Source organism: Fischerella sp. JS2, assembly GCF_032393985.1.
Classification (GTDB): domain Bacteria; phylum Cyanobacteriota; class Cyanobacteriia; order Cyanobacteriales; family Nostocaceae; genus Fischerella.
Window position 1 is genome coordinate 3599804 of the sequence record NZ_CP135918.1, and the last position, 21106, is coordinate 3620909.

Sequence of the window (21106 nt, forward strand, 5' to 3'; positions counted from 1 at the left end):
ATTACACTTCGGAGGTGAAACTACCATGTAACCCATAGGGGATATGGTGTTTGAGGTGGAGACGGGCGATCGCACCTTTTTCTAGATTTTTTCCATCTAAAATTACTACGTCACTGCAGTGAGAAGTGGCATCGTAGACTAGGGTTAGTACCCAGCCATCATCTTCAGCCCCTTTTGTCGGAGTGCAAGGTACAAACACAGGTTCACCAACAAATCCTTTAGGTGCAGCACTCCAAAATTGCTGTTCGCCAAACTCCGGATCGACTTTGATGATCGCTTGCTGAGGTGCATCGCTTTCTAGCTGATGGGCAGCTGCTAAGTACACACAATGATAAGGTTTACCTATAGATGCAGGATTGATAAAGGGAAATTCATTAGCACGCTGATGAATTAAGTGTCGGTGGGATGTGGAAGTTTGTAAATTGAGGTGAAAACGCCAGAGTTGCCCGGGAGGACGACTATCAAAGTCAATTTCTTCGTAATTGAGGTTATGGTCAATGGCGAGAAAGCTTTCATAGCAAATTGAGTCTACAATAATTTCGTTGCCTTGCTCGAAGGCGTTAGCGTGGTGAAAAACAAAACAGGGGTCTGTGTCAATGACTTGGGCTTCTTGAGTGGGGTTACGGGGAATAATCCAGATTTTTGTGGGGCGATCGCGCTCAAATTTGATACATTCTGCTGCACCCCGAAAACCCAGGATGTAGGGTAGCGGGTTGAAGGAAAGGGGGTTTTGAAAGAATAGGCAATATTGAGGCGTGATGGCAAAGTCGTGGATAAAGGCAAAGCCGGGAATTTTATGATCGTGTTGTTGGACTACTTTGCCTGTTAAGTCTAATTCATAAACGCTAATTGTTGTCAGTGGCCCTGGTTTAATGGCAAAGTTGACTAAACGGGGTTCCCGATTTTCATCACCTGGATCAATCTTGGGATGGGCTGCAAAGGGAGAATTTTTATGTAACACACCATCAAGGGTTTCTATCCCGAAAGTGTGCAGTGTCTTGGGATCTAGACGATAGGGATGGGAAGCTTCCCATAGTGCTAGCAGTTTTTCACCCCAATAAATTACATTGGTGTTAGCAACGTTTTTCTTTCGCAAGTCAAAAGCATTTGCTAGCCAACCTCCTGGTTTCTGTGTACCAAACACCCCCCGATATAGCATTCGTCCTGCTAAGCCTTCAGCACAGTAAGCTTCGGTACGGACAAAGCGATTACGAAAATAGGCGCGTCCGTTGGAGAATGAGATCGCACACACCATGCCATCGCCATCAAATGGATGATGCAGACGCCTACCAAAAACATCTAGTAGTCCGGGGCCATTACGAAACAAGGTGCCGTTGAGATTGGTGGGAATTTCTCCTTCTACATCTTTAATGGGATATGCGAATTCTTGCTTAAGGGAACGATTACCTCCCCGCCAGTCTTCGATGGTGTAGGGTTTAGACTGAAGAGAGATTTCCTGGTGTGAGCGAGTTGTTTGCATGATATCAAAGTTTACTTACATCAACATCAATGAGTATCGATATAAGGTTGAATAATTAATGCGAGCGCTCCTACAATTACGAATGCCAATATTACCCAAAATAGCATTAAGTTTAGTTTCATAATGTTTTATCTCCAAGGTGTTTATAATTTTTGAGGAGCGAAAATTTACAATATTCTGATGCTATGAATGTAAATGAGTGTTTTTCTTCTTTCTAGAGAAGGGTTTATTTATAAAGAAAAATTTTCATATATATATCATACTTTTGGTAGTAGCTAAAGTTTTTTCGTAACTTTGATTAAAATTAAAGCTGTGACCAAGATTATGTTTGAAAAAGCGAACACAAATGAACACCGATGCACACAGATGTATTGGGCGTTGGCGGTCTAGTGGTATGGTATTTATCGGTGTTCATTTGTGTTTGTCTGTGTTCGTTTTTTTCTCCACTAAATTTGCTCACAAACCGCGATATTTTTGATGAATCTAACACCGTGCAAGGCGATGCACACCGATGGACACTGATGATTTTTCGTTTGTATTTATGTCATGAGATGGTGTAATTGATAGTCATGGTTATTACTAGTAGTTAGGAAGTACTAATTATGAGTTATTTCTGGCACTCTTTCGTTTGTGCTTTGATTTTTTGCTGAATTTTTGGTGGAATACCTAATCTAGAATTGGCATAAATTCTGTCAAATTCTCTTAGGTAATGAGCGGCAACTATGGGATTTTCGATTACTAAAAGTGTCTCATCATTACTGTTATTACCTGCTTTTGTCCAGTTGTGAGAACCAGTAATTACTGTTTTATGATCTATAACGGCAAATTTGTGATGCAATAAATCACCTTTGGCTAAAACAGGTACGCCTACAGTAGTGATGGGATTTTTCCAAGGATGATTATCGACTTGATTTTGACATTTTGTAGTGAGAGCTACCCCCATCATATCTAATGCTTCACTGTAGGGACGATAGGCAAAACCCGATTCAATTAAGGCGCGAATTTTCACATTATCGTTGTGGCGCATCTCGAGTATGTTTGCCAAACGCTGTTCAGAAAATACAAATAAAGCCATATCTATAGATTTATTTGCTGAATTTAAGGTACTACCTATTAAACCATTACTGCTATAATTCCAAGGCTGTGTGGGAGAGTTCGGTGAAAATTTGACTGTGATTTGATTATCGCCTAAGATAATTTGATGAGAATTTTGTAGAGGTTTTTGCAAACCAAATTTACTGTCAAGCTTACCGCCCACTCCGTCACCCCACATCAGGTTAAATTCTTTGGTAAATAAATCTGCTATTTCGGGACTGTCAATTTTTAATAAATTATTAGCATTACCCAAGCTGTTAGTATTAGTAAAATCACCGTGGATATCACTCATGGTAAAGTTAGCAGAGGTGACGACCACAAAACGATTGTCTACAACTACAAATTTATGATGCATCAAGCTGCTACCCTGAGAACCATCGCTGGTGTCATTTATCAAAGGTATTTTGGCTTGCTTTAAAATTACTAATGCATCTGTCTGAGTAATTTCTTCTTGGCTCAGGTTTCCATCTTGGTTACTATCTGCAAATAACCTATATTCTTGATAGCGTTCTTGTTCTCTTTTATCTAATTTCTTCACCTCGTTAGCAGTAAAACTACTCCAAGGACGACTATAATTATTTTCTAAAATTACTCTAACTTTTATGCCTGCTTTTTGCTTGTCTACAAGTGCCTGTGCTATTTTAGGTAAACGTAATTCTTGCACTGCCACATCAATTGTTGATTTTGCTTGGGAGATAGTCTCAACAATTAATTGTTCTAAATCATCTCCCTGATGAGCTTGGTGACGATAAGGTTCTAAGTATTCGGAAGACTGAGAATGGTTAAAGTAAACTTGTACAAATGGATCTTGCGGTAGTGGTTTTAACCGCTGATTGTCAAACTTGGCTCGTTGACAAGCGCTGAAAGTTAGTATTACTAAAAATATAGAAGAAAAACGCCATTGGGTAGAGAAAAAAGACACAGTGGTTTGATAAAAGTTACTTGGTTGGACAAATTTATCATTCCCATGATGTAAGGTTATTAAACGCATAGGAGAGTAAATATAATGCCCCTGATTGTCAAAAATAGAAAAATTAACTGTATTAGCTGAAAATAGAGACAGCCCGTTGCCCAGTGTATTGACTAGAGAGTCTATGCAAATTTATTTAGATTACAGTGCTACTACTCCTACTCGCCCAGAAGCGATCGCAGCAATGCAAACAGTCCTCACTCAACAGTGGGGTAATCCCTCTAGTTTGCATGAATGGGGACAACGGGCAGCAACTGTACTAGAACAAGCTAGGCTGCAGGTAGCCGCACTCATCAATGCACCTGCGGAATCAATTATTTTTACTTCTGGTGGTACAGAAGCAGATAATTTAGCAATTATGGGTGTTGCCCGTTTGTATAGCAAACCCCAACATCTAATTATTTCCAATGTGGAACATTCCGCTATTTCTGAACCGGCACGGTTATTAGAACAGTGGGGTTGGCAAGTGACTCGCCTCCCTATTGATAGCCAAGGTAGAGTTAACCCCTTGGATTTAAAAGCAGCATTGCAAGACAACACTATATTAGTGTCAGTAATTTATGGACAAAGTGAAGTGGGTACAGTCCAGCCAATTGCCGAATTGGGAAATATTACCCACAGCGCTGGCGTCTTGTTTCATACAGATGCAGTCCAAGTCGTAGGACGCTTACCCATTGATGTGCAAAATTTGCCTGTGGATTTACTGAGTCTTTCTAGCCATAAAATTTACGGACCGCAAGGTACAGGGGCGTTGTATGTGCGTCCAGACTTAGAATTGGTTCCCTTGCTGGGTGGCGGAGGACAAGAGAAGCGATCGCGTTCCGGAACACAAGCAGTACCCGCGATCGCTGGGTTTGGTGTCGCCGCCGAATTAGCAGCCCAAGAAATGGCGATCGAAACACCCAGGTTGATGCAGTTGCGCGATCGCCTGTTTTCGCAGTTAATAGACATCCCCGGATTAATACCTACAGGTGATTTAGTTCATCGTTTACCCCACCATGTCAGCTTTTGTTTAGAACACGCCGATGGTGAAAAAGTCAGTGGTAGAACTTTAGTACGAGAATTAAACCGCGCTGGGATTGGAGTTAGTGCTGGGGCTGCTTGTAATAGTGGTAAACTCAGCCCTAGCCCAATTTTGTTAGCAATGGGTTACTCAGAAAAAGCAGCCTTCGCCAGTGTACGCATGACACTAGGGCGAGATACCACCGCAGCCGATGTAGATTGGGTAGCGATGGTGTTCAAGCAGGTTTTGCAGCGACTATCACCTGTAGAATTGGTTGTGATTAGTTAGTGGTTATTGGTTGGTGGTTATTGGTTAGTGGGTAGAGACGCGAGGAACATCGCGTCTGTACATTAGTGGTTAGTGGTTATTGGTTAAAGATTTAGATAAACTACTATCTACTATCTACTAACTACTAACTACTAACTACTATCTACTATCTACTAACAATTTCATTCCAAAATTTTTTAAGATGGCTGAACTACCAAACTCTTTAGAAGATGCGATCGCCCAAGCGCGTATAGCTACCCAAGCCGCGATTGCAGATGGCTATACTCGGTTACAAGTTGAGTTGTTGTTTCCAGAATTGAAATTGATGGAGGTAGCCCAGCAATTTCTGCCCATGTTTGCACAATACAACGACAAACTCAAAGTTTTCTTTGCAGATGCGGGTGGTGCTGGTCTTGCCCGTCGCGACTGGACAGATGTACCATTTAAAATCACCGATATCGGTACTGGTAGGGCTGCCTCTATTGACTCAAAAGTTCAACCAGAAGATGAAATTTTCTTGTTTATCGCCCCTGGTTCCCCAGAAGTGCCACAATTAGAAAAAATTTGTGCGGTAATAGGCGATCGCCCCTTAGTAATGCTAAATCCTTTTCTGGAAGATGCCGGCAAGATAGGTATTGGTTACGCTGCTAGGCAAACCCGTATCCGTTTTCTTAGCACAATAGAATCTTGTTACTACTTGCGTTCTGTATATCCAGATGTCGCATTATTTCGTTGTTATCCTGGATTATGGGAAATTTTGGTAGAAAATAACGGAGAGTATCAAAAAATCGCACAATTACCACAAAAACCCTCCGGCGACGACTTAGACATGATTCTTGCTAAAGGACAAGCCGCAACAGCAACAGCACAAGGAGAAACTACCGCAGCAGTACCAGGGAAAAAGCCAAGTGTGTTTAGGGGTTTGCAGAGGTTCATCAAAGCACTAAGGAATTAGAACTTCGCAAATTTTCTAGATCCCTGATTTGTTAATAAGTCGGGGATTTGTGTTTTTAAAAGGGAACAAGGAATAGGGATAGAGGTAATATCAGCCTTCTGTTTTACTCTATTCTAATAGTGATCGCATTGTTATAACTATTACTATTTAAGCTATGCTCTACCATAAAAGATATAGCTCATTCAAACTTTAACTGAGAGCAAATATGAAAATCTCAGAGCTAATTATAGCTGCTGTTACTGGTCTATTTATGTTAGATTTACCTGCCACAGCAGCCGAGTATCAGGGGAAAAATATAGATAACAAAAAGATAGACGCCAAAGCTTACTATTACGCAACAGGTGGAGTTTACGACGTTCAGGTAAGCTTCAAACAGAATCGAGCCACAATCTATTTTAATGGTGGATACCAAACAACTATTCAGTTAAAGCAGCCGGATATAACTGATCCAAACGAGATTGAAGGCTTTGGCAAATTAGGGCAGATTCCTCTAAGTGATACGTTTAGTATTGGGTTGGAATATGACAGTGATTTAGTTGGTGATCGTCAAATATTATCCTCACCTCTAGAAGGCTTTTGGAAAATCAGCTTAGACACATCAAAGTTAAAAAACTTGATCAACAAGTGACAAGTTTCAAAAGGATCTCAGTCAGTGATCACTTAACAGTGATCAGTAAGCATCCTCATAATCAAATGTCGCGACTGTGGTCATTGCTATAATTTTCATCAAATGTAAATTACCTCTCATCTTTTACTACCAGCCTCTCCAACTCCGAAACTACCCGTTCTAATTCTGCAAAAATTGGACTAGAACCAGTTTGGTAAAAAGCAGTTACCAATGCCCGATAATACCAAAGCGTACCTGCTTTGCCTCCTTGAAATCGTTGCCAAAGCGATGCGCCCAAAATCCGATAATCTTTAAGAATTGATTGGGCATTGTGCAGTTTATCAGCCGCACTCACAAGTAACACAGAAGAGGAAGCAGTAGGAATATGAGCAATGTATGCTTCTTTACGTTCTCGCCACGGAGGTTTAGGTGTAGTATCGGCGTCAGTGCAACCATTGACAATTGCAGTTACATTATCGCCAAAGCGACGGCGAATTTCTTCCCGTGTAGCAGCACCGCCTTGATCCTCGACTGCATCATGCAAAAGTGCAGCGATCGCTTCATCTTCATTTGCCCCATATTCTAAGGCAATACTAGCAACACCCAACAAATGAGCAATATAGGGAACACCTGAACCTTTGCGAACCTGGTTCGCGTGCAGTTGGGTAGCGTAGGTAAGGGCTTGGGTAAAGCGTTCTGATAACATTATTCAATTGTACCAATGCGATCTAAGGGGAAAAATCTTTTATAACCAGCTTACGACTTAAATTTTGATCAAAAAGCAACTTCAAGTAGCACCTACCGAAGCAACTAAACGATGTTCGCGATCAGCAGCAAATTCTAGACAGGCTCTAATATCCTTTTGTGTCAACTCAGGAAAATCTTCTAAAATTTCTGCATGAGACATACCCACTGCTAACCAACCTAGAACATCATATACAGTAATCCGCATCCGCCGAATACAAGGCTTACCACCTCGCTTGTCTGGCTCAATCGTAATAATATCGCGATAGCTCATAGTTGCTTATAAACTACGTAATACCTCTCCAAGTCTAGAGTAGCTTAAGACTAAAACTGTAAAGGCTGCATGAAAATAGGAATGAAGAGTACTGAAGTCCTCACTACGAACGCACTGACCACATACTAGGCTTACTAGCCGAAAGCTTTTTCGTTGCCTTGGAATAATTTAGATTACGATAGAATTGTAGAATTGTTAAGGCTTATTTACAGAATCTGTATTTTCCCTCAAATTCTGTTAAAGCAGTCCACCACTATATATAAACTGTAACCCCTTTTAAAGTACTGGAACGCGCTTATTATGACGCTCCCAATCCGTAACGTCGCTATTATCGCCCACGTAGATCACGGCAAAACAACCCTCGTTGATGCTCTTCTCAAACAATCCGGCATTTTCCGTGAAGGGGAAGACGTTCCGGACTGCGTCATGGACTCCAATGCCCTGGAAAGGGAACGAGGCATTACTATTCTTTCTAAGAATACTGCTGTTAAATACAAAGAAACGCTGATCAATATTGTTGACACTCCCGGACACGCTGATTTTGGCGGCGAAGTGGAACGGGTTCTTGGGATGGTTGATGGTTGCATCCTAATTGTAGATGCCAATGAAGGCCCCATGCCCCAAACCCGCTTTGTGTTGAAGAAAGCCTTAGAAAAGGGACTCCGCCCGATTGTCGTCGTCAACAAAATTGATCGCCCGCAAGCTGATCCCTATGGTGCAATTGATAAAGTCTTAGACCTGTTCCTAGAACTAGGTGCAGACGAAGATCAATGTGATTTCCCCTATTTGTTCGCCTCTGGTTTAAGTGGCTATGCCAAAAATGACTTGGATGACGAACCTAAGGACATGCAGCCCCTGTTTGATGCTATTCTTCGTCATGTTCCACCACCAGTAGGGGATGTCAACAAGCCATTACAATTGCAAGTCACCACCCTAGATTATTCTGAATATCTGGGACGGATTGTGATCGGTAGAATTCACAACGGTACAATCCGCATGGGACAGCAGGCCGCCTTAGTTACAGAAAGTGGAAATATTGTCAAGGGCAAAATCACGAAATTGATGGGCTTTGAAGGCTTGAAGCGGGTAGAAATGGAAGAAGCCTCTGCTGGTTATATTGTGGCAGTGGCTGGTTTTGCCGATGCGAATATTGGTGAAACAATCACTGATCCTAACGAACCCCAGGCTTTACCACTGATCAAAGTCGATGAACCAACATTACAAATGACCTTTTGGGTGAATGATTCACCCTTCGCAGGTCAAGAAGGTAAGTTGGTAACTTCTCGACAAGTGCGCGATCGCCTTTTCCGCGAATTAGAAACTAACGTCGCCCTCCGCGTCGAAGAAACCGACTCTCCTGATAAATTCCTGGTTTCCGGTCGTGGTGAGTTACACCTGGGTATCTTGATTGAAACCATGCGCCGTGAAGGCTACGAATTCCAAGTATCTCAGCCACAGGTAATTTACCGCGAAGTTAACGGTCAACCTTGTGAACCTTACGAACTTCTAGTACTGGACGTTCCCGAAGATGGTGTTGGTAGCTGTATTGAACGCCTTGGACAACGTCGCGGTGAAATGCAAGATATGCAAGTTGGTGGTAATGGACGCACCCAACTAGAGTTTGTCATTCCCGCGCGTGGTTTAATCGGATTTCGGGGTGAATTCATGCGGATGACACGGGGCGAAGGGATTATGAACCACAGTTTCCTTGATTACCGCCCCCTCAGTGGAGATATTGAAGCCCGTAATAAAGGTGTACTGATTGCTTTTGAAGAAGGTGTTTCCACCTTCTATGCAATGAAGAACGCCGAAGATAGAGGTGTATTCTTTATTACTCCCGGCACAAAAGTCTATAAGGGTATGATTGTCGGTGAACACAATCGTCCCCAAGACTTAGAATTAAATGTCTGCAAAACTAAGCAGCTTACCAACCACCGCGCTGCTAGTGGTGATGAGTTAGTACAGTTGCAAGCACCAGTAGAAATGAGTCTTGAGCGTGCTTTGGAATACATCGGTCCAGATGAATTGGTGGAAGTTACACCCAAATCAATTCGTTTGCGGAAGATGGCGAAGAAGTTGGCAAAACGTTAATTAACAATAGATTATCTGTAGAGATGTGCCAATGGCACGTCTCTATTTTTTTGTCTGGTCATAATTTGTACAATGACAAATACAAGCTGTGCGACTGAAGATATTGAGGAAAATTACAATGGTACAAACACCTCGGATCAACCAACAACTTTTTATGATTAACCAGAGGTACAATTACCAGTACCAGAATTTGCCAAAGATTTTTGTTTGACTGTGGAAAATCTATTCAGTTGGTTACGAGACTGAGGAATTTATCTGGGACGATCGCACCAACACCCTAAAGTAGTAAATTTGTAAAAATAGAAAAGACATACAAACCTTGACTGCAACTCAAATGCTGAGCCAGACAACAACGCGACGCTTTACACTAGACGAGTACCATCGTTTAATTGAACTAGGTTTTTTCCACGAAGACGAACGTGTCGAACTCATTCGCGGTGAACTAGTACAGATGGTAGCCAAAGGAACAGCACACACAACCTGTTGCAGTAATTTAATTCGAGAACTAGCACAATTAGTCGCTGGTAAAGCTGAGTTACGATGCCAAGATCCTATAACTCTACCATCAGACAGTGAACCCGAACCCGATTTTGCCATAGTTCGTTCCACTCCCGATAATTACTTATCTGCACACCCCACACCTGCAGATATTTTTCTAGTCATTGAGATTGCAGATTCGTCTTTAGATTATGATCGCGATGTTAAGATGCCTTTGTATGCCGAGGCTGAAATTTCTCACTACTGGATATTTAATGTAGTTACTAATCAATTAGAAGCTTACAGCGAACCTTATAAAGATTCTCAAAATAATTTTGGCTACCGCTTCAAACGCATATTTTTAGCGAATCAATCAGTTGAATTATCTATAGCCTCACCTCCATTGCTGGATTTATCTGCTGTTTTTCCTCACAAAATTTCTTAATTTACAGTACTAGGGAAGTCGAAGTAATATATTTTTTAACGCAGAGGAACGCGGAGTTAGCGCGGAGGTACGCAGAGTTTTTGGACTCATATGTTGAGTATAGGATTTACGCACACTCTAAGAATCCTTTGCGATTTTTGCGTACGTCCTGTTATCTTGGAAAAAAGTCAGAATAACCTAAATTCCGTCGAGTTGAATGAGATGGGTTAATCCCATCATTGCGGGCGCGACGCCGCAAGTCACCAATATCGGGGGAGACACTCAGCGCGTCTTCAATGGTAATTTGACCAGATAGCATCAACTTGCAAAGGGCTTGATTCATGATTTGCATCCCTTCGTTGGTACTATTTTCCATTAGTTGCAAGGCTTCTATTTCCTCACCTTTGAGGAGAAAATCTTGCATAGTGGGCGTATTAATTAAAATTTCCATTGCTGCTGTATTCTTTCCATCGGTTGTGGGTAACAAAATTTGAGCAATCACAGCAACTAAGGAATCAATAATTTGCACTTTTGCTGCTGCTTGTTCATCAGGTTTATAAATATTGAGTAAGCGATTAATCGCCGCGATCGCATTTTTGGTATGTAAAGTTCCGATCACTAAATGACCTGTTTGTGCAGCTTTGATTGCAGTATCTACTGTAATGCGATCGCGCATTTCTCCAATCAAAATTACATCTGGATCTTCACGCAAAGCTGAACGCAAAGCCTGGTGCAATTCCTGGGTATGTAATCCCACTTCTCGCTGACTAATTAAACTTTTTTGGGAAGAGTGAATATATTCAATCGGGTCTTCAATGGTAATAATATGTTTTTTTGTGGTTTCATTTAAATGGCGAATCATCGCCGCTTGAGTAGTAGATTTGCCTGCACCTGTTGCACCAGTAACTAATATTAAGCCTTGTTTTTTATGAATAATTTTTTGAGGATAGGCGGCAAACCTAAACTATCAATTGCAGGAACTTCGAGTGTAACGAGCCTTAATACAATTGCCCCACCTGTCAAGGTTTCAAAACAGTTGACACGACAGCGCAAAAATCCAGGATAATAAATCGCTGTATCTAATTCCTTGGTTTCTGCAAATTTTTGGCGTTGAGATTGAGTGAGAATTTCTGATAAATAAGCTTCAAAAATTTCTGATGTCACTATTGCTTCTGACTGATAAGTTACCATTTCGCCTCGAATCCGTAATCGTGGTATTTCACCAACACGAATATGAATATCAGAGGCTTTTTGTGTATAGGCATCACGCACTATCTTCTCAAGAGAAATAGCATTTTTATGGATTTTTCCTATTCTTTCTAACAAAGCTTTATTGGGTGGTGGCGGTAGTGGTAAATGCGAAAGCTTAGAATTCACCATTGGAGCAGTGGTTTCATTATTCATTTACTATATCCTTTAGTAAAAACAAATTACAGATAAATTTCAAAGCAACGGTTTAACTAAACTTTAAAAATATACAAATTAAAACTTGAACTTTCTTAGATTGTAAATCTAATCAGTTAATCTACTTATTGAAATAATTAACTTCATCAACTCTTCAGAAAAACGCGTAGGTATTATGAATTTCAGACATTGATAGGTTAAGTTATTTGTTGATATTGTCCAATTACCATTACCGATCAACAATGAAAATTATTAAACCTATTACTAATTGGTTAGAAATCCGTGCTTCTACTCCTGCATACAGTGGTTGGGTATTGACAGGAATCGCTATTTGCTTTTTTGGGGCTGCGATTAATACAATGGCTGGCTGGCTTTATGCGATTAGTGGGATTAGTTTTGCCTTACTTGGTATAGCTGCTGTCTTACCACCGCGATCGCTCTTTCATTTAGTAGTTAAGCGCCATCCAATTTCACCAGTCACAGCTGGAAACGATCTAAAGGTTGAATTGGATATTATCAATCCTACAAAGAAGCCAGTTAACTTGCTGCAAGTTGCAGATGTGCTACCCTTCATCTTGGGAAAACCACAACAGCAAGCCATAGAAACTATCCTGCCTCAGAACACTTACCGTTGGATGTACTATTACCCTACCCAACGCCGGGGTATTTATCGCTGGGAGACTGTTGAACTAGCTAGTGGTGCGCCTTTAGGGCTGTTTTGGTGTCGTCGCCAGCGTGAATGTACAGCGAGGGTCATAGTCTATCCCCCAGTGTTAAACCTTGTCAGTTGTCCTTTGATAGATAGAATTGGGCAAGAAGACAGTCGCAGAGGCGATCCTCGTGGTCTACCTTTGCAGACAGCCAACGAAGGACTGGTGCGATCGCTACGTCCTTACCGCATAGGTGATCCCATGCGTCTAATTCACTGGCGTACTAGCGCTCGTTACGGGGAATTGCGGTTACGAGAGTTAGAATTTATTACTGCGGCACAAAAGACAGTTATTGCCCTTGATAGCAGTACTAAATGGGAAGAATCAAGTTTTGAACAAGCAGTAATTGCCGCAGCTTCACTGTATGTTTACGCACAAAAACAGCAAATACAAGTACAAATGTGGACAGCATTTACAGGTTTAGTCACAGGCGATCGCGTCGTTATGGAATCCTTAGCAGCAACTCATCCTGGTGAAGATGCTACAAATCTTCCTCCTACAAATGAAGCATTAATTTGGCTCACCCAAAATCCCTTAACCCTTTCTTCGCTTCCAAGTGGTAGTCGTTGGTTATTGTGGCAAAATCTGCAAACAGCAACAGAACAAGTAGTGGTGAATCGAGACTATTCCGGGATTGTTGTGCAACCAGGGCAATCACTACAACTCCAGCTACAACAGGCTTTGAGTTGATAGGCTACTTCTATTTTGTCTATTCATAATTACAATGCTTGGATGAGACAAGGACAGTTAATAATTTGCGATCGCCACAGACTCAGCAAAAAAATATATTTGAGGGATATACCTAGCGTGCGAGTATCTAAAAAAAGGGGGGATTATCCCCAGTTATAGCTTACCAAGGCTGCGGTACAATGCAAAGAAATGTGTAAATTATGAGTAGCCGTTCCTATGATCTCACCAGAAGTAAATACTAAATCCAGCGATAAAAATTTAGAAGCAATGCGGCATTTTTCCGAACAATATGCCAAGCGCACTGGAACTTACTTCTGTTCTGAACCTTCTGTAACCGCCGTGGTAATAGAGGGACTTGCTAAACACAAAGATGAACTTGGAGCGCCTTTATGTCCCTGTCGCCACTACGAAGATAAAGAAGCAGAGGTCAACGCTGCTTTTTGGAACTGTCCTTGTGTACCAATGCGGGAACGTAAAGAGTGCCATTGTATGCTTTTCCTCACCCCAGATAATGAGTTTGCTGGCGACAAACAAGAAATTGCTTTGGAAACAATCAAACAAGTGCGCGAAAGCATGGGTTAATAGAATCAGTAAACAGTTACCAGTGAACAGTTATCAGGTATTTATCTACTGCTCACTGGTATATTTATCAAGAAATGTATTTTTTAATTAATAAAAGTAAAAATTACTGTTATTAAAAATGAGCGATAACTGATGAGTGATGACCAACCCCAGCAATTCTGGCAAGGTGTAGAACAGTTCAATACAGGAGAATTCTACGCTTGTCATGACACTCTAGAGGCTCTATGGATGGAAGCAACAGAGCCAGAGAAAACTTTTTATCAAGGAATTTTACAAATAGCAGTAGCACTGTACCATTTGGGTAATCACAATTGGCGAGGCGCAGCAATTTTGTTAGGAGAAGGTAGCAACCGCCTGCGGCGTTATCCATCTGTTTACGGCGGTATCGATGTAGATGAATTATTAGAGCAAAGTGCTGCATTATTAAGAACATTACAACAAACAGAACCAGAGAAACTAGCCACGATGAAATTAGGGGAGGCTGAAGCATTGCCTTTACCCAAAATAGTAGTAGGGACTGAAGACTAGTGGACAAACCAGACAAGGGAGAAATCATTGAAAATTTCAGGAATTTATTCTTAAACGATCTGCCCTGTGCCTTTCTTCGGTGAAACCTTGAGTTTGTGGCGAACGTCAATTATTTCAGCTAGTAGTTATTCTGGCATACTCTAGTAGTTGAGATAATTAGAATACAAGCTAAAATATTAATTCTTAAATTGCTATGATCTCTTGGTATCAATTATTTTTATTGCCAATGCGCCGCTTTGGATTAGCCTTCATGCTACCAGCTGCACTTTTTGGTGCGATCGCATTTCCCAGTCAACTACAAACTGCTACCGCCCAGACATCAGCTGGAAGTCGCCCTCTGACTATTCACTCTGATGTGCAAGAATACGACGCCAAAACACAAGTAGCAACTGCTCGCGGCAATGTACAAATGGTATATGAAGCCCGAGGAATTCAAGCAACAGCAGCCCAAGCTCAATATTTCAGCAAAGAACGCCGCATAGTTCTAAGTGGTAATGTTTATATTTTGCAAAAGGGAGGCAATAGTATTCGGGGTGAGACAGTGACATATCTGATTGATGAAGGACGATTTGTCGCCACACCCAAGAGTGGTCGTCAAGTAGAATCCATCTACATTGTCAACGACAGCCAAGTAAACCAAGCGACTACACCTGCCCCAAACACACCTCCCCTTCAGCGTTCTAATTAAATTAAGAACTGAGTAGATAGTAGAGGCGTAAAATACTGCGCTTATACAGTTAACTTATGTAGGTAGTTCTTCATAACAACCAACCCTACTTACCTTGAAGCCGCCCTTCGGGCGTCTACGCCAGTCCCCCTACCCTTACCTTAAGCCTATGAGCGCACGGCAGATGACGCCACGTGCTTTATGCCGGGAGAAGAGTCCACCGCAGTGGCTCCTTTATGCCGGGAAAGGAGTCCACCGCACTGCCTCGTCTACGTGACGGGAACCGCCAATATGAGGGCTGGACTTACCATCAACAACTAACAAAGCACACAGAACGTGAAAATTGTCCTAGAAAATATTCGCAAATCTTATGGCAAGCGAGTGATTGTCAATCGCGTCAACGTTTCTGTTGCCCAGGGCGAAGTAGTGGGGTTACTTGGCCCAAATGGTGCTGGCAAAACCACAACATTCTACATTGCCACAGGTTTAGAAAAACCAGACCGGGGAACTGTATGGTTGGATCATCAGGACATCACTGCACTGCCTATGCACAAAAGGGCAAGGCTAGGTATTGGTTACTTAGCACAGGAAGCCAGTGTGTTTCGTCAATTATCAGTACGAGATAATATACTGTTGGTGCTAGAGCAAACAAACGTACCTCGCTGGCAATGGCAACGGCGACTAGAAAAATTATTACAAGAGTTTCGTTTAGAAAAAGTAGTTAATAGTAAAGGAATTCAACTTTCTGGAGGTGAGCGACGCCGGACGGAATTAGCAAGAGCATTAGCAGCTGGTAGAGAAGGGCCAAAATTTTTACTGTTAGATGAACCTTTTGCAGGAGTTGACCCAATCGCAGTTTCAGAGATTCAGTATCTCATTGCACAATTGCGGGAACGCGACATGGGGATCTTGATTACAGATCACAATGTCCGCGAAACCCTTGCTATTACAGATCGTGCCTACATCATGCGCGAAGGTCAAATTCTTGCTTCTGGCAATGCCGACGAACTCTACAATAATGCCTTGGTGCGGCAATATTACTTAGGTGATAATTTTCAGGTTTAGTCATTTGTTAGTTAGTAGTTAATGGTTAGTAGGTAGAGACGCGAGGAACATCGCGTCTGTACTGGTTAGTGGTTAACCAAATACCCAATGACAAATGACAAATGACCAATGATCAATAACTAATGACTCATGGCTAAATCTAAATCTTTCCACAACCTCAATTCATTGCTGTCCATTTCTATAATGGATCGCTATCTTGCAAGCGAATTAATCCCACCGTTTTTATTTAGTTTTGGGATTTTTGCTTCCCTTGTGTTCACGGCGGATAGCTTATATGAATTGCTGCGAAAAGTAGTCCAAGCAGGATTACCACTAGAAATAGCTTTAAAGGTTTTTTTGTTAAAGCTACCACGGGTAATTGTCTATGTTTTTCCGATGTCAACACTGCTAGCCACTTTGATGACCTACAGTCGTCTCTCTGCTGAAAGTGAATTGATCGCCCTACGTAGCTGTGGTGTAAGTGTGTATCGTATGGTACTAGCTGCTGTGGTCATGAGTTTTTTAGTAGCAGGGATAACATTTGTTGTCAGTGAGCAAATTGCACCAGCAGCCAATTATGAAGCCTCTGTGACTCTAGATAAAGCTCTCAAATCCGACAAACCAACATTTAAGCAAGAGAATATCTTTTATCCTGAATACCAAAATGTTAAACAACCGGATGGTAGTAAAGAAAGAATACTGACACGCTTGTTTTATGCTGACAAGTTTGATGGCAAGCGGATGAAGGGTCTGACGCTTATAGACCGTTCTCAAGAAGGTCTCAATCAAATCGTTGTAGCAGAGTCAGGAGAATGGAATGGTTCACAAAGTGTTTGGGATTTTTATAACGGTACTATCTATCTAGTTGCGCCTGACCGTTCTTACCGCAACATAGCTCGATTTAAACATCAACAATTACAACTTCCCCGCACACCATTGGATGTGGCAAATAGAAGCCGTGACTTTGAAGAGATGAATATTGCCCAGTCACTAGAACAACTAGAAATAGAAAGTATTAGTGGAAATGAGCAAAAAGTTCGTCAACTGAGAGTCCGTATTCAACAAAAAATTGCCTTTCCTTTTGCCTGTGTCGTCTGTGGGCTAGTTGGTGCTACTGTGGGAACAATACCCCAACGTACAGGTCGGGCAGCAAGCTTTGGAATTAGTCTAGCAGTTATTTTTACTTATTACACAACATTACAGGTTGCCCGTACATTAGGAGACACGGGTTTTCTTTCTCCTTTTGTATCAGCTTGGCTACCCAATTTTTTGGGGTTAACATTAGGTTTATTTTTACTAGTACGGACAGCACGGCGGTAGGATTGAGGATTGGGGAGATAGGGAGATAGGGAGATAGGGCGGTGGGGAGTGTGTAGACGAGCCACTACGGTGGACTCCTTTCCCGGCATAAAGAAAGAGGCGTCACGTGGCGTCATCTGCCGTGCGCTCATAGGCTTAAGGTAAGGGTGGAGTATGTAGACACGCAAGTGGCTTCCCGTAGGGTGGAGTGTGGGGAGTGTGACAGGTGTGGGGAATAGTAGCCATTAACCACTAACTACTAACCACTAACCTTCTAGTTAATCTTCATAATAAATCCGACACTCTGGTGCATCTGGGTTGGCTGCACAGTATTGCTCAAAGGATGATTTGGTAAATGCCATATGTCCAGCTTTTTGATGGGCTGCTTCTGCTTGGATTTCTTCTACTGTCACCCAAGCTGTAGCACATTCTGAAGATAATGTACCGTATAAAGAGCAAATCGCGCGAGCATCTGCGATCGCTTGTTGAATTTTGTCCTCTAGCAAAACTGATTGTGGACTTTCAACAAAATCACTTTTGGTGAGGATATCAGTGACAGAAATTATGCCCAACAGCTTACCTTGAATTACGGGCGCTCTACGGATACCTGTGTTGGCAAATAACCGGGCGACGTATTCTATAGACAATTCAGGATTGACGATAATGCAGGGCTTACTCATAATTTCGTAGACCCGTACTTGTTTGGGATCTTTGGCATAAGCTGTTACCTTGTAGATAATATCTGTCTCCGTAATAATACCATAAGCATCATTCTCATGATTGCGCTCCACAACCAAAGCCCGCAATCGTTTTTCCTTCATCACACCTACTGCTTCGGCGATTGTTGCTGAACTGCGGATGCTAACAACATCTTTGGTCATGATATCTTCTACTTTCATGCTACTGCTCCTGTTGATTGCCCAGCCACAAGCACTAAGTTAGAGCAGATTTAAATTTCAGATGATATCGAAACTGACAGAAGGAAAAGGGAAAACCGACCTGATGCAGGCAAATGTCAACTAAAGGCTGAAGGCTGAAGTATGAAGTATAAAATTACTCTACCCATAAAGGGATGGGGCATGAATCAGGCAAAACTTAATTTTTTTGTCTAACAGAGGGGAGGCTTGTACCAATTCTTACTTCATCCTTCATACTTTCTTCTGTAAATTTTATACTAAGAGTCATATATTAATAATGACTACATAAGAATTGAGAGGCTAGGATAAAATTCTTACTCGTTCTCTGTTCATTCCATCAGATTTACCTATGTCAGGTCGTCGCTACCCTCCCGCCTACTTACGCTATCTCAAAACTAGGTTATGGAATTTGGCTCGACCTAGTTTTTGGGGAACAGCAATTTTTTTAGCCGTGGTGGGGTTAGTAGTTAGAAAATACTGGAAACACCCAGATTTTTTTTATTTTAGGCAATATCAGCAAGCTGAAGCCAAAAAGCCTGTAAATTCTTCTCTTTCAGAAGAAGATAAAGCCATTGCCGCCGATATTGATAACTTACCAATCTTATTTTATGACTTTACTCATGGAACTCTACCTTCCACAGCAACTAATGTGAAGCAAAAGACCAAGGTAGACAATAGCAATTCTATTTTAGAGAGCTTAAGCAAACAAAAGACAATAGCCACCGATGCGGATTCCAACTCTGGCTTGCAATTAGTAAATCCGGCATCGACGCCAAAGTTAGAAAATCCATTTGTGGTACAAACAGAAAATTTATTGCAATTCAAAAATGATCAGAATAATAGCCACTTTTTAGGGGTAAACGGTATAACGGCGGCGTCTATGCCAACAGGTACAGAACAAACCTCTACGAATGTGGAGATGGGATTTATTAATCCTGTCAACTATAACCACAATGCTACTGTGGTTAGTCCCTTACAAACTGCTCTCAATCAATCATCCAATCAAAGTTCGTCTTTGGGGAGTCGTACAACTTCAACTCAGACAAATTCATTATTGTTACCGAATCAAAATTTTTCATCGACGACGGGACTAAATGGAAATGCGATCGCTCCCATCAATCATAGTACAAACTACCCTAACCAATATCCCAACCTTTCGACAACCAATGTCCAATCACCCACATCTGCGGTAACATCTATTACCCCTACCCAATCTTCTAATGTGACGCCATCCTATACCCCAATACCAAGTCAAAGCGTTGTTAATTCCAGCAATGGCGATGCTTCTAGTTTGCAGCAGCCCACTCAATTACCACAAAATAACCCCCCATCGCCTTCTCAATTTCCTGGGCTGTATACAGGTGAACGCCAGATTAATGGTATTTCGTATCCCAGATAGCACGAGCCACTATAAGTTTGATACCTTTAGCAGCCAGGGAGACAAGGGGAACAAGAAAGACAAGGAAGAGGATTTGGATCAAGAATTTTGTGAAATAATATGACTCGATAATTTATGAAAGCTTACTTTTAAGCCATCCTGAGGATGCGGGGTTGGAACCATAATCATCTCTAAGTTTTGTTCCGGTAGTAGTTCCCACTGATAGTGACGCAGTAAAAGGGCTGCAAACATTTTCATTTCTAGTTTGGCAAATTCTTTACCCAGGCATTCCCGTACTCCGCCACCAAAGGGTATATAACTAAAAGCTTTGGGTTTATCTTCTGCCCTCTGTAGACTAAAACGTTCTGGATCAAATACTTCTGGGTGATTATAAACACTTTGATCTTTGTGGGTTTTACCTACCTGATATAGTATAGACCAACCTTGAGGAATGTGGAAACCATTAAATTCACAGGGCTGGATTACTTCTCGAAAGCCACCACCTACAGGCGGAATCAGCCGCATCACTTCTTTTAAGACTTGCTCTAAGTAAGTCATTTGTTTAAGATTTTCTGAAGTCAGAGGTGTATCTACACCAAGCTGCTGTTGTTCACTGCGGGCAGTTGCTAAAACCTGTGGATTTTGTACTAATAATAGACATAGTGATGCTAAGGCTGAGGTCAGAGTTTCGTGTCCAGCAAATAGCAAAGTCAACAATTGATCCTTAAGTTCATTGAGGCTTAAGCGTTTACCTTCTTCATCCTCTGCTTGTAAAAGTAGTTCTAAAACGTCTTGATATGAGTCTCCGGTTTCTTGACGTTGATGGACAATCTTTTCAATTTCGGCTAGCAATAATTTTCGACAACGTAATGCTTTACCAAAATTAGTCCACGGTAAATTTATAGGTAGGGTGAATAAACCATCCACCCAGGTTTTGTACCACTCACCCAATTGAGTTTGGGAAGCGCGATCAACTCCTACAAGCAACTTGCAGGCAATATCAAGAGTGTAATTTCTGAGTTCTGGATACCAAGCAAATGTGGCGAGTTTTTCCCATCTATCTAAATATTGATGGGTAATTTGCTCCATTGTACTGGCATAACTAGCTAAAGCTCTTGGTTGAAAAGCTTGAGATAGTAGTTTACGGCGATTTTGGTGTTCTGTACCCTTCTGAACTGATAAAGATGCAGGGCCTAAAAGTATTCTGGTGCTGTAAGGCCAATTATTGGAAAAATATTTATGGTCGTTGTTGAATAAAAATCTATTCCCTTGTGCACCTGTAACTATTAAAGTTGGACGTCCAAATATATGAGTTTTGAACAGAGAACCATACTTTTTGTATCGCTTTTCGGTAAAATTTGGATCGTTTAAAAATGGTATTGTTTCCCCAATTAGAGGTAAACCAAAACTACCGGGAGGTAAAGGCAAAGAAGTAGTGGTATTGGTAGTTGTCATGTAGTCCTGCTTTGAATTATTCCATATGAGTGGACTGACAAGATC

18 protein-coding genes and 1 pseudogene are annotated in these 21106 nt (G+C 41.6%); 12 read left to right on the forward strand and 7 right to left on the reverse strand.

Annotated features, from left to right (window positions below; translation table 11 throughout):
• Window position 1 precedes the first annotated feature (1 nt).
• Window positions 2-1480: a carotenoid oxygenase family protein gene (locus tag RS893_RS15240; RefSeq protein ID WP_315784651.1), complete on the reverse strand. Its 1479-nt coding sequence runs from the start codon at window positions 1478-1480 to the stop codon at window positions 2-4.
• 607 nt (window positions 1481-2087) lie between these two features.
• The gene (locus RS893_RS15245; RefSeq protein WP_315791989.1) at window positions 2088-3497 is read right to left on the reverse strand and encodes a phospholipase D-like domain-containing protein; all 1410 of its coding nucleotides are present in this window, start codon (window positions 3495-3497) and stop codon (window positions 2088-2090) included.
• A 172-nt stretch (window positions 3498-3669) separates the two neighbouring features.
• On the opposite strand from RS893_RS15245, the gene RS893_RS15250 reads away from it, so the two are divergent.
• From RS893_RS15250 to RS893_RS15260, 3 genes are all read left to right on the forward strand, one after another.
• Entirely contained in the window at window positions 3670-4836 is a 1167-nt protein-coding gene (locus RS893_RS15250; RefSeq protein WP_315784654.1) for a cysteine desulfurase family protein, read from the forward strand.
• A gap of 181 nt (window positions 4837-5017) precedes the next feature.
• Window positions 5018-5770, forward strand: a complete 753-nt coding sequence (locus tag RS893_RS15255; protein WP_315784657.1) for a DUF1995 family protein — start codon at window positions 5018-5020, stop codon at window positions 5768-5770.
• A 205-nt stretch (window positions 5771-5975) separates the two neighbouring features.
• Window positions 5976-6398 (forward strand): hypothetical protein, encoded by a 423-nt coding sequence (locus RS893_RS15260; RefSeq protein WP_315784660.1) that lies wholly within the window; start codon window positions 5976-5978, stop codon window positions 6396-6398.
• Window positions 6399-6507: 109 nt separating this feature from the next.
• On the opposite strand, the gene RS893_RS15265 is transcribed toward RS893_RS15260, so the two are convergent.
• Both RS893_RS15265 and RS893_RS15270 read right to left on the reverse strand, forming a co-directional pair.
• Window positions 6508-7083: an HD domain-containing protein gene (locus RS893_RS15265; RefSeq protein ID WP_315784663.1), complete on the reverse strand. Its 576-nt coding sequence runs from the start codon at window positions 7081-7083 to the stop codon at window positions 6508-6510.
• A gap of 81 nt (window positions 7084-7164) precedes the next feature.
• Complete coding sequence (locus RS893_RS15270; protein WP_315784665.1) at window positions 7165-7395, reverse strand: DUF433 domain-containing protein; 231 nt, start codon at window positions 7393-7395, stop codon at window positions 7165-7167.
• A 300-nt stretch (window positions 7396-7695) separates the two neighbouring features.
• Here RS893_RS15270 and typA point away from each other — a divergent pair, with 300 nt between their 5' ends.
• Complete coding sequence (gene typA / locus RS893_RS15275) at window positions 7696-9486, forward strand: translational GTPase TypA (protein WP_315784668.1); 1791 nt, start codon at window positions 7696-7698, stop codon at window positions 9484-9486.
• Window positions 9487-9820: 334 nt separating this feature from the next.
• Window positions 9821-10408, forward strand: coding sequence for a Uma2 family endonuclease (locus tag RS893_RS15280; RefSeq protein WP_315791990.1), 588 nt, complete (start codon window positions 9821-9823; stop codon window positions 10406-10408).
• A 151-nt stretch (window positions 10409-10559) separates the two neighbouring features.
• Here the strand turns inward: RS893_RS15280 and RS893_RS15285 are convergent.
• A pseudogene (locus RS893_RS15285) lies at window positions 10560-11791 on the reverse strand (type IV pilus twitching motility protein PilT).
• Between the two features lie 242 nt (window positions 11792-12033).
• On the opposite strand from RS893_RS15285, the gene RS893_RS15290 reads away from it, so the two are divergent.
• The 6 genes from RS893_RS15290 to RS893_RS15315 all read left to right on the forward strand — a co-directional run bounded on the left by RS893_RS15290 (window position 12034) and on the right by RS893_RS15315 (window position 17332).
• Complete coding sequence (locus tag RS893_RS15290; RefSeq protein ID WP_315784673.1) at window positions 12034-13191, forward strand: DUF58 domain-containing protein; 1158 nt, start codon at window positions 12034-12036, stop codon at window positions 13189-13191.
• Between the two features lie 216 nt (window positions 13192-13407).
• Window positions 13408-13773: a ferredoxin thioredoxin reductase catalytic beta subunit gene (locus tag RS893_RS15295; RefSeq protein ID WP_315784676.1), complete on the forward strand. Its 366-nt coding sequence runs from the start codon at window positions 13408-13410 to the stop codon at window positions 13771-13773.
• Between the two features lie 132 nt (window positions 13774-13905).
• Window positions 13906-14301 (forward strand): DUF309 domain-containing protein, encoded by a 396-nt coding sequence (locus tag RS893_RS15300; protein ID WP_315784679.1) that lies wholly within the window; start codon window positions 13906-13908, stop codon window positions 14299-14301.
• A gap of 193 nt (window positions 14302-14494) precedes the next feature.
• A complete protein-coding gene (locus RS893_RS15305; RefSeq protein WP_315784683.1) occupies window positions 14495-14989 on the forward strand; it encodes an LptA/OstA family protein in 495 nt (164 codons plus the stop codon).
• A gap of 315 nt (window positions 14990-15304) precedes the next feature.
• Window positions 15305-16033 (forward strand): LPS export ABC transporter ATP-binding protein, encoded by a 729-nt coding sequence (lptB, locus tag RS893_RS15310; RefSeq protein ID WP_315784686.1) that lies wholly within the window; start codon window positions 15305-15307, stop codon window positions 16031-16033.
• A gap of 183 nt (window positions 16034-16216) precedes the next feature.
• Window positions 16217-17332, forward strand: a complete 1116-nt coding sequence (locus RS893_RS15315; RefSeq protein WP_315791991.1) for an LptF/LptG family permease — start codon at window positions 16217-16219, stop codon at window positions 17330-17332.
• Between the two features lie 257 nt (window positions 17333-17589).
• On the opposite strand, the gene RS893_RS15320 is transcribed toward RS893_RS15315, so the two are convergent.
• The gene (locus RS893_RS15320; protein WP_315784689.1) at window positions 17590-18210 is read right to left on the reverse strand and encodes a CBS domain-containing protein; all 621 of its coding nucleotides are present in this window, start codon (window positions 18208-18210) and stop codon (window positions 17590-17592) included.
• A gap of 367 nt (window positions 18211-18577) precedes the next feature.
• Between RS893_RS15320 and RS893_RS15325 the strand changes: the two genes are divergently transcribed.
• Complete coding sequence (locus RS893_RS15325) at window positions 18578-19627, forward strand: hypothetical protein (RefSeq protein WP_315784692.1); 1050 nt, start codon at window positions 18578-18580, stop codon at window positions 19625-19627.
• A 78-nt stretch (window positions 19628-19705) separates the two neighbouring features.
• On the opposite strand, the gene RS893_RS15330 is transcribed toward RS893_RS15325, so the two are convergent.
• Complete coding sequence (locus RS893_RS15330; protein ID WP_315784695.1) at window positions 19706-21061, reverse strand: cytochrome P450; 1356 nt, start codon at window positions 21059-21061, stop codon at window positions 19706-19708.
• Window positions 21062-21106 lie beyond the last annotated feature (45 nt).

Excerpts from the sequence above, each read along its gene's own strand:
- RS893_RS15325 (WP_315784692.1), top strand. The coding sequence starts at position 18,578 with ATGTCAGGTCGTCGCTACCCTCCCGCCTACTTACGCTATCTCAAAACT.
- RS893_RS15315 (WP_315791991.1), top strand. The coding sequence starts at position 16,217 with ATGGATCGCTATCTTGCAAGCGAATTAATCCCACCGTTTTTATTTAGT.
- RS893_RS15305 (WP_315784683.1), top strand. The coding sequence starts at position 14,495 with ATGATCTCTTGGTATCAATTATTTTTATTGCCAATGCGCCGCTTTGGA.
- RS893_RS15280 (WP_315791990.1), top strand. The coding sequence starts at position 9,821 with ATGCTGAGCCAGACAACAACGCGACGCTTTACACTAGACGAGTACCAT.
- RS893_RS15270 (WP_315784665.1), bottom strand. The coding sequence starts at position 7,395 with ATGAGCTATCGCGATATTATTACGATTGAGCCAGACAAGCGAGGTGGT.
- RS893_RS15260 (WP_315784660.1), top strand. The coding sequence starts at position 5,976 with ATGAAAATCTCAGAGCTAATTATAGCTGCTGTTACTGGTCTATTTATG.
- RS893_RS15290 (WP_315784673.1), top strand. The coding sequence starts at position 12,034 with ATGAAAATTATTAAACCTATTACTAATTGGTTAGAAATCCGTGCTTCT.
- RS893_RS15265 (WP_315784663.1), bottom strand. The coding sequence starts at position 7,083 with ATGTTATCAGAACGCTTTACCCAAGCCCTTACCTACGCTACCCAACTG.
- RS893_RS15330 (WP_315784695.1), bottom strand. The coding sequence starts at position 21,061 with ATGACAACTACCAATACCACTACTTCTTTGCCTTTACCTCCCGGTAGT.
- RS893_RS15255 (WP_315784657.1), top strand. The coding sequence starts at position 5,018 with ATGGCTGAACTACCAAACTCTTTAGAAGATGCGATCGCCCAAGCGCGT.
- RS893_RS15295 (WP_315784676.1), top strand. The coding sequence starts at position 13,408 with ATGATCTCACCAGAAGTAAATACTAAATCCAGCGATAAAAATTTAGAA.
- RS893_RS15300 (WP_315784679.1), top strand. The coding sequence starts at position 13,906 with ATGAGTGATGACCAACCCCAGCAATTCTGGCAAGGTGTAGAACAGTTC.
- RS893_RS15320 (WP_315784689.1), bottom strand. The coding sequence starts at position 18,210 with ATGAAAGTAGAAGATATCATGACCAAAGATGTTGTTAGCATCCGCAGT.
- RS893_RS15240 (WP_315784651.1), bottom strand. The coding sequence starts at position 1,480 with ATGCAAACAACTCGCTCACACCAGGAAATCTCTCTTCAGTCTAAACCC.
- typA (WP_315784668.1), top strand. The coding sequence starts at position 7,696 with ATGACGCTCCCAATCCGTAACGTCGCTATTATCGCCCACGTAGATCAC.
- RS893_RS15250 (WP_315784654.1), top strand. The coding sequence starts at position 3,670 with ATGCAAATTTATTTAGATTACAGTGCTACTACTCCTACTCGCCCAGAA.